The sequence below is a fragment of the Hydrogenophaga sp. RAC07 genome, assembly GCF_001713375.1.
In the GTDB taxonomy this organism is placed as follows: Bacteria; Pseudomonadota; Gammaproteobacteria; order Burkholderiales; family Burkholderiaceae_C; genus Hydrogenophaga.
Window position 1 is genome coordinate 3750277 of sequence record NZ_CP016449.1, and the last position, 12374, is coordinate 3762650.

Annotated in this window: 12 protein-coding genes; 2 read left to right on the top strand and 10 right to left on the bottom strand. The window is 67.7% G+C overall.

All coding sequences use genetic code 11. The features are described from left to right. Positions 1–7 precede the first annotated feature (7 nt). The 5 genes from prmA to BSY239_RS17475 all read right to left on the bottom strand — a co-directional run bounded on the left by prmA (position 8) and on the right by BSY239_RS17475 (position 4158). The gene (prmA, locus tag BSY239_RS17455; protein ID WP_069049068.1) at positions 8–892 is read right to left on the bottom strand and encodes a 50S ribosomal protein L11 methyltransferase; all 885 of its coding nucleotides are present in this window, start codon (positions 890–892) and stop codon (positions 8–10) included. Between the two features lie 34 nt (positions 893–926). Further along, on the bottom strand, positions 927–2276 hold the full coding sequence (accC, locus tag BSY239_RS17460; protein WP_069047913.1) for an acetyl-CoA carboxylase biotin carboxylase subunit: 1350 nt from the start codon (positions 2274–2276) through the stop codon (positions 927–929). 16 nt (positions 2277–2292) lie between these two features. Further along, complete coding sequence (gene accB, locus BSY239_RS17465; protein WP_069047914.1) at positions 2293–2751, bottom strand: acetyl-CoA carboxylase biotin carboxyl carrier protein; 459 nt, start codon at positions 2749–2751, stop codon at positions 2293–2295. A 250-nt stretch (positions 2752–3001) separates the two neighbouring features. Continuing rightward, entirely contained in the window at positions 3002–3529 is a 528-nt protein-coding gene (locus BSY239_RS17470) for a TlpA family protein disulfide reductase (RefSeq protein ID WP_083240051.1), read from the bottom strand. Then, entirely contained in the window at positions 3526–4158 is a 633-nt protein-coding gene (locus tag BSY239_RS17475; protein WP_069047916.1) for a hypothetical protein, read from the bottom strand. The genes BSY239_RS17470 and BSY239_RS17475 overlap by 4 nt, the downstream gene beginning before the upstream one ends. 89 nt (positions 4159–4247) lie before the next feature. Here BSY239_RS17475 and mpl point away from each other — a divergent pair, with 89 nt between their 5' ends. Continuing rightward, positions 4248–5723 carry a UDP-N-acetylmuramate:L-alanyl-gamma-D-glutamyl-meso-diaminopimelate ligase gene (gene mpl, locus BSY239_RS17480; protein ID WP_069047917.1) on the top strand — a complete coding sequence of 492 codons (1476 nt, stop codon included), beginning with the start codon at positions 4248–4250 and terminating at the stop codon, positions 5721–5723. A gap of 71 nt (positions 5724–5794) precedes the next feature. On the opposite strand, the gene BSY239_RS17485 is transcribed toward mpl, so the two are convergent. From BSY239_RS17485 to BSY239_RS17495, 3 genes are all read right to left on the bottom strand, one after another. Continuing rightward, positions 5795–6115, bottom strand: coding sequence for a hypothetical protein (locus tag BSY239_RS17485; RefSeq protein WP_069047918.1), 321 nt, complete (start codon positions 6113–6115; stop codon positions 5795–5797). Positions 6116–6188: 73 nt separating this feature from the next. Next, the gene (locus BSY239_RS17490) at positions 6189–7322 is read right to left on the bottom strand and encodes a 3-deoxy-7-phosphoheptulonate synthase (RefSeq protein ID WP_069047919.1); all 1134 of its coding nucleotides are present in this window, start codon (positions 7320–7322) and stop codon (positions 6189–6191) included. A gap of 209 nt (positions 7323–7531) precedes the next feature. Next, positions 7532–8575, bottom strand: a complete 1044-nt coding sequence (locus BSY239_RS17495) for an SPOR domain-containing protein (RefSeq protein WP_083240217.1) — start codon at positions 8573–8575, stop codon at positions 7532–7534. A 97-nt stretch (positions 8576–8672) separates the two neighbouring features. On the opposite strand from BSY239_RS17495, the gene BSY239_RS17500 reads away from it, so the two are divergent. Beyond that, positions 8673–10400, top strand: a complete 1728-nt coding sequence (locus BSY239_RS17500) for a lysoplasmalogenase family protein (protein WP_069047921.1) — start codon at positions 8673–8675, stop codon at positions 10398–10400. Between the two features lie 15 nt (positions 10401–10415). Here BSY239_RS17500 and BSY239_RS17505 read toward each other — a convergent pair whose 3' ends face one another. Both BSY239_RS17505 and BSY239_RS17510 read right to left on the bottom strand, forming a co-directional pair. Next, a complete protein-coding gene (locus tag BSY239_RS17505; protein ID WP_216637486.1) occupies positions 10416–11138 on the bottom strand; it encodes an ABC transporter ATP-binding protein in 723 nt (240 codons plus the stop codon). 4 nt (positions 11139–11142) lie between these two features. Further along, positions 11143–12369 carry an ABC transporter permease gene (locus BSY239_RS17510; RefSeq protein ID WP_069047922.1) on the bottom strand — a complete coding sequence of 409 codons (1227 nt, stop codon included), beginning with the start codon at positions 12367–12369 and terminating at the stop codon, positions 11143–11145. Positions 12370–12374 lie beyond the last annotated feature (5 nt).

The window sequence follows — 12374 nt, forward strand, 5'->3', positions numbered from 1 at the left end:
CTGCGGCTCAGGCCTTGACCGCGGTCATGAGGATCCAGCCCTCTTCTTCGTCGCTGACCTGCAACGCCACCCAGGGTGCATAGGCCTCGATCAACTCCTCGGCCTGTCGCGCCAGAATGCCCGCGAGCACCAGGTGTCCACCGGAGCGCACATGCGAGCACAACAGCGGTGCCAGCACCTTCAGCGGCGTGGCCAGGATGTTGGCCAGCACAAGATCGTGTTCACCCCGGGCGATGTCGGGCAGGCCTTCGCTCAGCGTGACGTGGTTGGCCGAGGCGTTGAGCCGGGTCGACTCCACGGCGGCCGGATCGATGTCCACCGCCACGATTTCGCGCGCGCCGAACTTGGCCGCACCGATGGCGAGGATGCCGGAGCCACAGCCGTAGTCGAGCACACGCGAGCCCACCGGCGGGTGCTGGGCCGTCCAGCGCAGACACATGCGGGTGGTGGGGTGTGTGCCGGTGCCGAAGGCCAGGCCCGGGTCGAGCCGGATCACCTGCTCGGCCGCGGCCGGCGGTTCGTGCCAGCTCGGCACGATCCAGAAGGTGGGCGTGATCTCCACCGGGGTGAATTGGGACTGCGTGAGCCGCACCCAGTCCTGCTCGGGCACCGCCTGCACACCCAGCACCGCGCAACCGGAAAAGAAGTCCTGCAGCTTGAGCAGCCCGGCCCCTTCGCGCGCCGCGGTCTCGGACGCAAACAGCGCCACCACGCGCGAACGCTGCCAGCCCTCCTTGGGCGGCGGCATGCCGGGTTCACCAAACAGCGCCTGCTCGGCGTCGGTCATGGCGTCGGCGTCTTCCACCGAGGTGCTCAAGGCATCAAGCGCGTCCAATGCCTCGCTCACGGACTCGACCGAGGCCTCGGGCACCATCAAGACCAGTTCAAACAGAGACCCGGCCGATGGCTGGGTCTGACTGGCGCGATCAGCGTTCACGTTGCGAAAGCCACTCTTCAAGGTAGTGGATGTTGGTGCCGCCGGCCACGAAGCTGGCGTCCACCATCAACTCGCGGTGCAGCGGGATGTTGGTCTTGATGCCTTCGATCACCGTCTCGGCCAGCGCCGTGCGCATGCGGGCCAGGGCCTGCTCGCGCGTGTCGCCGTGCACGATGATCTTGCCGATCATGGAGTCGTAGTTCGGTGGCACGAAGTAGTTGGTGTAGGCGTGCGAATCCACGCGCACACCCGGGCCGCCCGGCGCGTGCCAGGTCGTGATGCGGCCGGGCGAAGGCGTGAACTTGTAGGCGTCTTCGGCGTTGATGCGGCACTCGATGGCGTGTCCGCGCAGCTGAACCTGACGCTGCGTGAACGGCAGCTTTTCGCCAGCCGCCACCGCGATCTGCGTGCGCACGATGTCCACGCCCGAAATCCATTCGGTCACCGGGTGCTCCACCTGCACGCGCGTGTTCATCTCGATGAAATAGAACTCGCCGTTTTCGAACAGGAACTCGAAGGTGCCGGCACCGCGGTAGCCGATCTTCTTGCAGGCGGTGGCGCAACGCTCACCGATCTTTTCGATCAGGCGGCGCGGGATGCCCGGCGCCGGTGCTTCTTCGATCACCTTCTGGTGGCGCCGCTGCATGGAGCAGTCGCGCTCACCAAGATACACCGCGTTGCGGTGCGTGTCGGCCAGGATCTGGATCTCGATGTGGCGCGGGTTCTGGAGAAACTTCTCCATGTAGACCTCGGCGTTGCCGAACGCCGCACCGGCTTCCGCCTTGGTGGTCTGCACCGCGTGCAGCAGCGCCGCTTCGGTGTGCACCACGCGCATGCCGCGCCCACCGCCACCGCCAGCGGCCTTGATGATCACGGGATAACCGACCGCCTTGGCGGTGCGCTTGATGACCACCGGGTCGTCGGGCAATGCACCTTCTGAACCCGGCACGCACGGCACGCCGGCGCGGATCATGGCCTGCTTGGCCGACACCTTGTCGCCCATGAGGCGGATGGAATCGGGCGAGGGGCCGATGAAGGTGAAGCCGCTCTTTTCCACACGCTCGGCGAAGTCGGCGTTCTCCGACAGGAAACCGTAGCCGGGGTGGATGGCTTCGGCGTCGGTGACCTCGGCGGCCGAGATGATGGCCGGCATGTTGAGGTAACTGTGGGCGCTGGACGCCGGGCCGATGCAGACAGCCTCGTCGGCCAGCCGTACGTACTTGGCGTCGCGGTCGGCCTCGGAATACACCATCACCGCCTTGATGCCCATTTCGCGGCAGGCGCGCTGCACGCGCAGTGCGATCTCTCCACGGTTGGCGATCAGGATTTTCTTGAACATGGGCTCGGGGCCTTCTTTATTCGATCACGTACAAAGGCTGGCCGTACTCAACGGCCTGGCCGTTGTCCACCAGGATCTTGGTCACGGTGCCGGACTTGTCGGCTTCGATCTCGTTGAGGATCTTCATGGCCTCGACGATGCAGATCGTCTCGCCTTCCTTGATGGTGTCGCCGATCTCCACAAAGGGCTTGGCGCCCGGGCTGGAGGCGCGGTAGAAAGTACCGACCATGGGGGACTTGACGGTGTGGCCCACCGGCTCGGCGGGCGCGGCCGCCGCTGCGGGCGCCACTTCGACGGCGGGCACCACCGGAGGTGCCACGGGTGCGGGCGCCATGCTGTAGGTGACGGGTGCCGCGGCGGACACCGGCGCGCTCTTGACGATGCGGACCTTGCCCTCCGCTTCAGTGATCTCCAGTTCCGACACGTTCGACTCGGACACCAGATCGATCAGCGTCTTCAGTTTTCTCAAATCCATGATTTCTCCAACGAAAAGCGGCTAATTTGTTCTAAGTTCGAGCAACTTCAAGGCTGTCGACCCACCCCCACCGTCCAGGGTGCCGCAGTGTACACGAAGGGATGTGCGGTAGCACACGCTTGGACCGACCCGGCTGGCCAGCCCACCGCGCCAAGGCCCATTGCCATTTTTGGCGACGAAGCTGGAATTTAGTCCTTTATGGGCTGACATTCCCGGCACTGGACCAGCGGTCGGCCAAGCCAGCGAAAGATCAGCCCAGCTGTGCCCACTGGGCCAGATCGTTCTCGGACACTTTGCCGATCTTGCGGTGCAAGACTGTTCCCTCTGCTCCAAAAACCACCGTGTACGGCAAGCTGCCGCTGGGGTTGCCCAGGCTGCGGCTGAGCTCGGTACCGGCGAAGCCGGCCATGCCCACGGGGAAGTTCAGCGGCAGCTTTTGCAGAAAGCCGCGCACCGCGCTGGGCTGGTCGACCGCCAGGCCGAGCACCTGCCAGCCTTGCGGCGCGTTGGCCGTGTTGAATGCGTTGAGCAAGGGCAGCTCTTCGACACACGGCGGGCACCAAGTGGCCCAGAAATTCACCAGCAACGGGCGGCCGCGCATGGCCGCCAGATTCAACGCCTCGCCGTTGGGACCTTCAAAAGTACCGGCCCAGAACGCGGCTTCGGCGCCACTCAACACGGGCTGCGGCGCGATCCGGCGCCACGACAGCCAGGCGCCCGCAGCGGCGGCGGCCGCGGCAACCCCGGCCATCAGGAAGGTTCTTCGTTGTGGTGTCATGGGGTGGTTTCGTCCAATCCAGGGGTGTCAGGTGCCTCGGCCATGCGTTGCCGCAGCGCTGTCGCGTCGCCGCGCGGCTTGCGGCCTTGGGCATCGGGCTTGAGGGCGCCCCGCAGGTCGTCGTGCTCGTGCACCATCAGGTGAACCAGCACCCACTGGCCCAGGGCGTCGCAACGGGTGCGCAAGGTCAGCGCGTCCACGGGCTCGCCGCGCCAGCCATTCACCGTGCCAGGGTGGTATTCCACCCGGTGGTCGAGCAAGGCCCACTCGGGCGCCTTCGGGTCGTCGCAAAAGAGCTGCATGTAGAGATCGCTGTGGCGCGTGGCGGTTCCGTGCCAGACCGATCCACCCAGGTGCGGGCGAAAAGCTTTGAGACGCTCCATCCACAACAGGGCCAGCTCGCGCAGCGCCAGCAGCTCGCCGGGCTGGGTGTCCGCACAGAAGATGTCGATGTGTTCACGCACCGCGGCTTCCAGCGTGGCGTTGTCGGGCAGGGCCGTGCGCGACGGCAGGCCCAGCTGTTTGACGGCCTGGCGTTTCGCAGCCGCGTATTCCAGGCCCTCCTCGGCCACGAGGCGGGCGGCCACGGCCGCAATTTCAAAGGTGATGTCTTCCCGGCTCGCTTCCATCCACCGATTGTGCCCGCCCATGTCGCGCGGGACGGCATTGCCCGGCCATACCCGCAAGCCCCGGGTGGGGCGCCACCTAGAATCGCCCGATGCACATTCACATCCTGGGCATTTGCGGCACCTTCATGGGCGGTCTGGCCGCCCTGGCCCGCGAAGCCGGCCACCGCGTCACCGGCTGCGACGCCGGCGTTTACCCCCCCATGAGCGACCAGCTGCGCGCGCTCGGCATCGACCTGATCGAAGGCTTCGACGCCGACCAGCTCGCACTCAAGCCCGACATGTTCGTCATCGGCAACGTGGTGAGCCGCTCGCGCAAGCCCGACGGCACGCCGAAGTTCCCGCTGATGGAAGCCATCATGGACAGCGGCGCGGCCTACACCAGCGGCCCGCAGTGGCTGGCCGAACACGTGCTGCAGGGCCGGCATGTGCTGGCGGTGGCCGGTACCCACGGCAAGACCACCACCACCGCCATGCTGACCTGGATCCTGGAGGCCAATGGCCTGCAGCCGGGTTTTTTGGTGGGCGGAGTGCCTTTGAACTTCGGTGTGTCCGCCCGCCTGGGCACACCGGCGGCCGGCGAGAACCGTTTTGCCGCCGGGCCGCCCCAAGGCAAAACAGCCCCCTCGGGGGGCAGCGAACCACACGCAGTGGGGAGCGTGGGGGCTTTCGTTATCGAGGCGGACGAGTACGACACGGCGTTCTTCGACAAGCGCAGCAAGTTCGTGCACTACCGCCCGCGCACGGCCATCCTGAACAACCTCGAGTTCGACCATGCCGACATCTTTGACGACCTCGCCGCCATCGAACGCCAGTTCCACCACCTGATCCGCACCGTGCCGCCGTCGGGGCGTGTGGTGTCCAACGGTCTGGAGGAAAGCCTGGACCGCGTGTTGCACCAGGGACTGTGGAGCGAGCTGCGCACCTTCGGCGCGGCGGTAAGCGACTTCACCGCCGTGGGCGAACCCCATGCTTTCGATGTGCTGAACCAGGGCAAACCAGCGGGCCGGGTGGAATGGTCACTCAGCGGCGTGCACAACCAGCTCAACGCACTCGCGGCGATTGCCGCCGCCGAACACGTGGGCGTGGCCCCGGCCGATGCGGCGCGGGCGCTGGCCGGCTTCGAGAACGTGCGCCGGCGCATGGAGGTCCGTGGCAGCGTGGCCCGCGCGGGCGGTGCCATCACCGTCTACGACGACTTCGCCCACCACCCCACCGCCATCCGCACCACACTGGACGGACTTCAACGCCGCCTGGGCAGCCCACGCGGGCGCATCCTGGCCGTGTTCGAACCGCGCAGCAACACCATGAAGCTGGGAACGATGAAGTCGCAGCTGCCCTGGAGCCTGGAAGCGGCCGATCTCGCGTTCTGCCACTCGGGCGGGCTGGACTGGGACGCCACCGAGGCCCTGGCCTCCATGGGCGCACGGGCTCAGGTGGGCAAGAACATCGACGAGCTGGTGACCCAGGTGGTGTCAGCCGCTCAAGCAGGCGACCACATCGTCTGCATGAGCAACGGTGGTTTTGGCGGTGTGCACGAGCGTTTGCTGAAAGCGCTCGCCGCTTGAAGAAGCGCACGTGCCCGAGCATCGCGGAGCTGGCTTTGCCAGGCCGAAGGCGGCGCGGGGGTGCTCCCCTGCTAGTAGCTCAGCGATTGCGCGGGAACATCGATTGAAATGACGGGTTTGGCGAGCGCAGCGCTGGCTGCCCGCGCAAACGCCATCGCCCACGCGCGGTGTGCGTCGTCCCGAAATCGCTCCTCGCCCACGGCCTCGGCCACGCCCAGGATCTTGTCGGCCGTGAGCACCTTGCCGGTCGGCCGGATGGGCTCACAACCCAGGAAGGTGAACTGCTCGTCCAGCCAGCTGCGGGCCAGGTCGTGCGGCATGGGCTGCACCTCTTCCAGATCGAAGTGGTAGGTGGAGCGGGCGCCCCAGCTCACGGTGACTTGGCTTCGCATGGTGGATCTCCTGATGGGCTTCCATTGTGGCCCTCGCCTGTGGCGAGCAACCCCGTGAAAGCCCGCAGCCTGTTCAGGCCCTGGCCTGGCGCGCGGTCTGCACCGCGCCCGACAACACCTCGAGCGCCTGCAACGAATCGCTCCAGCCCAGGCAGGCATCGGTGATGCTCTGGCCGTACTTGAGCGCGCCCACCTCGTCCTTGCCCGGGGTGAACTTCTGCGCGCCGGCTTCGATGTGGCTCTCGATCATCACGCCGAAGATGCTGCGCGAGCCGCCAGTGATCTGACCCGCGATGTCGCGCGCCACATCGAGCTGCTTCTCGTGCTGCTTGCTGCTGTTGGCGTGGCTGCAGTCCACCATCAGGCGCGGTGGCAGCTTGGCGGCTTCGAGCTCTTTCACCGACGCGGCCACGCTGGCAGCGTCGTAGTTGGGCGCCTTGCCGCCGCGCAGGATCACGTGGCAGTCCTTGTTGCCGTTGGTCTGCACGATCGCAACCTGCCCGTTCTTGTGCACGGACAGGAAGTGGTGGCCACGCGAAGCGGCCTGGATGGCGTCGGTGGCTATTCTGATGTTCCCGTCGGTGCCGTTCTTGAAACCGATCGGTGCCGACAGGCCCGAGGCCAGTTCGCGGTGCACCTGGCTTTCGGTGGTGCGCGCGCCGATGGCGCCCCAGGCGATGAGGTCACCGATGTACTGCGGCGAGATCACGTCGAGAAACTCGCTGCCCGCCGGCAGGCCCAGGCGGTTGATCTCGATCAGCAGCTGGCGCGCGATGCGCAGGCCTTCGTCGATGCGGTAGCTCTCGTCCAGGTAGGGGTCGTTGATCAACCCCTTCCAGCCCACGGTGGTGCGCGGCTTCTCGAAGTACACACGCATCACGATCTCGAGTGTGTCGGCGTACTTGTCGCGCAGGGGCTTCAGGCGGCGCGCGTAATCCACCGCCGCCGCCGGGTCGTGGATCGAGCAGGGGCCGATGATCACCAGCAGGCGGTCGTCCTTGCCGTGCAGGATGTTGTGGATGCGCTGGCGGGTCTGGCTGATCAGCGCCTCCACCGGTGTGCCACCGATGGGGAAGAAGCGGATCAGGTGCTCGGGTGGGGGCAACACAGTGATGTCCTTGATGCGTTCGTCGTCGGTCTGGCTGGTCTTGTCGATCGAACGGGTGTGCCAGGCATCGCTGCTGGTCGGGGCATGTTTCGCGGTCATCACGGGGCTCCTGGGGCTGGTGTTGCGGGTGGGGAACGGGGACGAAAAAAAACCGCCGGGCTGAGGGCTCCGGCGGTTTGATCGAGATCTGGTGATGCGCTTACAGCCTCGCCTCTCGTCCGCCGGGGACTGAGAACCAAAAATAAAAGGCAAAGAAGTTGCGCGCTTGCATGGGTTGGCAATGTAGCACAGGGCTGCTGATGGCTGGCTTACTGGCGGAACACCACCGCGTCCAGCCCGAGCGCGCGGATGCGCGCCGCCGCGTCGTCGGCGAGTGCCCGGCTGCCGAACGGGCCCACACGCACGCGGGTGCGCTGGCCATTGGGCGAGTCGACCACCTGGATGAAGGCCGGCAGACCGGCATCGACCAGCCGCGTGAGCACACGGTCGGCATTGCCGGCGTCGGCGAACAGCCCGACGTTGATGGCGAAGCTCTGCAACGGGTCGGCTCGGCTCGCCGGCGCGGTGGGCCGTTGCGCCGGCACTTGAGCCGCCACGGGTGCGGGCGTCAATGTGGCCGTGGGCTGCGGGGCCACCGGTTCGGCCGGTGGCACCGGCGGTGGCTCGGCCACAGGCTCGCTGGGTGACGGCGTGGGTGGTGGCTCAACGGGCTGGACAGGGGTCGGTGGCACGGGCTGCACGGGCGGTGGCTCCGCAGGCGCCACCGTCTCGGGCAGCGCCTCCGTGGGCAGGACCGGCCGGTCGTCGACCCACCGAGACAAGCCCCAGTAGGCCCCCGCCGCCGCAACAGCCAGCACCGCGTTGATGAGCACCAGGCTCAGCAGGCGTTTGCGGTTGCTCGCGCGTTGCGCCAGGGCACCGCAGGCTTCGCGCACCGTCTTGGCGTCGCGCACGGCGCGCGTCATGCTCCGGCGCGTGTCGGCGTGCAGCCAGGCGTTGCCATACACACCGGGAATCAGACAGCTCAACACCAGGATCGCGCCCAGGAATCCCCATTCCGCGAGCGACGGCTTGGCCAGCCATTCGCGGCCCAGCCCCAGCACCAGCAAGGCCAGGCCCTCCACCGCGGCCACGTACACCAGGGCAACCCCCCAGAGCTGGCGGAACACCAGCCAGTTGAGCGTGAGCAGCGCCGCCGCCCAGTTCCAGCTGGGGCCGGCGCGGCCCTCTTCGTCAAAGCGCTCGAACACCGGCAGGTACCGACCGACGTTCACCGTGCCGAGAGCGGCACGGTAGAGCGCGATGGTGGCGCTTTCCGGGGCGGTCGCGGCGGGCTGCGAGGGGGCTGGCATGGCGCGATTCTGGCACGCGGCATGCGGGTTGTTGCCATCGCCGCAGGGGACGGGTTCTGCCCACAATGGGCGCTTCCTGTTCCAACGCATCCTGCCCATGAGCCCCAGTCAGATCATCGTGTTGGCCACGCCGGTGTTCTTCGCACTGATCGCTGTCGAATACGCCGTCGGCCTCAAGCGCCGGCGCAACACCTACCGCCTCGACGACGCGATCAGCAGCATCGGCCTGGGCATGCTCAGCCAGATCAGCGCGGTGTTCACGCGGCTGCTGCGCGTGGGCATCTACACCGCGGTCTACTCGGCGGTGGCGATCTGGCCCGACCACCCGTTCTGGACCACCTGGGCCGGCTGGCTCACCGCGCTGGTGTTCTACGACTTCTGCTACTACTGGCTGCACCGCGCGGGGCATGAGAGCGCCGTCTTCTGGGCAGCCCATGTGGTGCACCACCAGAGCCAGGACTACAACCTGTCCACCGCGCTGCGCCAGACCAGTTCGGGCGCGCTGCTGGGTTGGGTCTTCTACCTGCCCATGGCGGTGGCCGGGGTGCCACCGCTGGTGTTCGGCATCGTCGCCCTCATCGACCTGCTCTACCAGTTCTGGGTGCACACCGAACAGGTGAAGAAGCTCGGCTGGTTCGACCGCTGGTTCTGCAGCCCGTCCAACCACCGCGTGCACCACGCGGTGAACGACCGTTATCTGGACCGCAACTACGGCGGCATCCTGATCGTGTGGGACCGGCTCTTCGGCAGCTTCAAGGAAGAAGACGAGCCGTGCGTCTATGGCACTCGCAAGCCGCTGCAAAGCTGGGACCCGCTGTGGGCCAACGGCGAGGTGTACTGGAGCCTGCTCAAGGATTCGTGGCACACACGCCGTTGGGCCGACAAGCTGCGCGTGTGGTTCAAACCGCCGGGCTGGCGGCCGGCCGACGTGGCCGCGCGCTTCTCCGCGCCGGCCTTCGACATCGCGCAGGTGCAGCGCTACGCACCGCCCATGGAGCGCGGCGTGCAGTGGTTTGCCGGCCTGCAGTTCATCGCCCTGCTCGCGGGCGTGGCGGGTTTCCTGTGGTTCGCCGATGGGTGGCCGTTGTCGCGCAGCGCGGTGGTGTTCGCGGTGCTGGTGGTGGCGCTGTGGGCCATCGGCGCGGTGATGCAGGGCCGCATCGGCATGGGCGAGGCACTGCTGATCGAATGCGCGGCGCTGTCCATGGCCAGCGCCGCGCTGGGCTGGGTGGAACTGCACCGCGTGTTCAAGCCGCTGACCATGCTGGTCGCGATGGCGGTGGTGCTGGGCCATGTGCGTGGGTCGGGTGGCTTGCAGCGATCCAACGGCCTGTTGCCGGGAGCGCTGGCCCTGTCGCTGGCGGGCGATGCCTTCCTGATGTTCCCCGGTTACTTCATCCCGGGACTCGTGTCCTTCCTGCTCGCCCACCTGGCCTACATCGCGCTGTTCCGCCAGGGTGTGCCGTGGTTTCCGAGCCAACGCGCGCTCGTGGCCACGCTGGGCATTGGTGCTGCGATGTATGCCTTTCTCTGGCAAGGTGGTCTGCCGGCCGCGCTGCGTGCTCCGGTGGCGGCCTACGTGCTGGTGATCGCACTCATGGCCGCCCAGGCCATCGGCCGCGCCACGGTGCACCGAACTGCCACGGCCATCGGCGTGGCGCTGGGTGCGGCCTTCTTCATGCTCAGCGACTCCCTGCTTGCGATCAACAAGTTCGTGTCGCCGCTGCCCATGTCTCAGGTGTGGGTGCTGAGCACCTACTATGCGGCGCAGATTTTGATCGTGATGAACATGGTTCGGTCAGCGCCCGCGCCAGACCCGCACTGACCGTCGGGCTCCCGCTCACCCAGCCAGCGGCGTGGCCTCGTCGCGCGCGATGCGGCCGTCCACCAGCTCCACCAGCCGGTCGCAGCGCGCCGCCAGGCGCGGGTCGTGCGTGACCACGACGAAGGACACACCGCGCTCGGCGTGCATGCGCCGCAACAACACGAACACATCGTCGGACGAGGCGGTGTCCAGGTTGCCGGTGGGCTCGTCCGCCAGCACCAGCGGCGGCTCCATCACCAGCGCGCGGGCGATCGCCACGCGTTGCTGCATGCCCCCCGAGAGCTGCCCCGGCCGTTTGTCCATGGCCTGGGCCAGACCCACCGCGTCCAGCAACTCGCGGGCCCTCGCCAGCTGCGCCGCACCGACCCGGCCCTCGGCCATGAGCGCGGGCATGGTCACGTTTTCCAGCGCGGTGAAGGCCGGCAGCAGGTGGTGGAACTGGAACACGAAGCCGAGCTTGTTGCGCCGGCGCATGGTCAGGCCGTTGTCGTCCAGCCCCTGCACTTCTTCCCCTTGAAAACGGTAGGTGCCCGAACTCATGCGTTCGAGCAGGCCGACGATGCTGAGCAAGGTGCTCTTGCCCGAGCCCGAGGGGCCGATGAGCGCGATGAATTCGCCCGGCATCACGCGCAGGTTGAGGCCGTGCAGCACCTCGGCTTCGCTGGGCAGGCCGGCGTTGTAGGTCTTGCGCACCTCGCTGAGTTCGATCAGGGGCACCGGGTCGGGCATGGCGCTCATGGGCTCACATCCGGATGGCCTGGCCCGGGTCCATGGCCGCGGCGCGGCGCGCCGGTGCAATGGCCGCGAGCACGCCGCACACCGTGGCCAGCACGGCCACCTGCAGCGCCAGCAGCGGTGGCAGGGAAATGGAGAACAGCGGCTGTCCGTCGGAGCCGCGCACGAAGGTGGTGAACAGCCAGATCATCAACACGGCCAGGGCGATACCGAGCACCGAGCCCACCGCGCCCACCACCGCGCCCTGCACCAGGAACACCCGCAGCACCTGGGCGCGCGTGGCGCCCATGGCGCGCAGGATGCCGATCTCGCGGCGCTTCTGCACCACCGACACCACCAGCACACTGGCGATGCCCAGCACCACCACCACCAGCACCACACCGCGAATGAGGCTGGTGCTCACCGACTGCGCGTTGAGGGCCGAGACCAGCTGGGCGTTGCTCTCCTGCCAGCTCTCCAGCTGGTAGGGCAACTGGCGACGCAGGTCTTCGGTGAGTCCCTGCGCGGCCCACACGTCGTCCACCGTGAGGTCGATGGTGGTGGCGCCACCGGGCAGGCCGAGCAGGCTTTGTGCGCCGCGCAGCGGCAGGATCACGGTGCGGCGGTTGAGTTCTTTCACCCCGAAGTCCGCCAGCGCGGTCACGCGCACCGGTTCGCTCAGGGTGGCGGTCTGCACCGTGAGGCGATCCCCCACGCGCACGCCCAGATCGGCCGCCAGGTCGCGGCCCACGACGGCCTCGCCCGGCGCCAGGCGCGCGGTGCCGCTGACCACCTTGCTGCGCAGGCCGACGATGCGGTCGTAACGGTCCAGTTCCACCCCGAAGAGCGAAATGGATTGCGTGGCCTCGCCGCGCAGCGCCAGCGCACCGCCGGCCACCATGGGCGAGACCGCCGCGATGCCGGGCAGCCGTTCGAGCTGCGGCACCAGCGCCTGCCAGTTGGCCACCGAGCGCAGGCGCTGCGCGCGCGGCTGGGCTTCGGTCAGGGTGGTCGTGCCAGCCGCCCGGGTGGCGGGCGGCGCCACCACGTCGTCGGGTGCGCTCAGCGTGATGTGGGCCTGCGCGCCCAGCGTCTTGTTCAGCGTGTTGGTCTGCAGACCGCTGATGAGCGCCGAGATGTAGGCGATCACGGCCACCCCGGCCGCCACGCCCACGATGATCAGCACAGTCTGCATGCGGCCCTCGCGCAGGAAGCGCATGGCCACCCGCCGCTCGAAACCCAGCCACCCGCTCATGGACG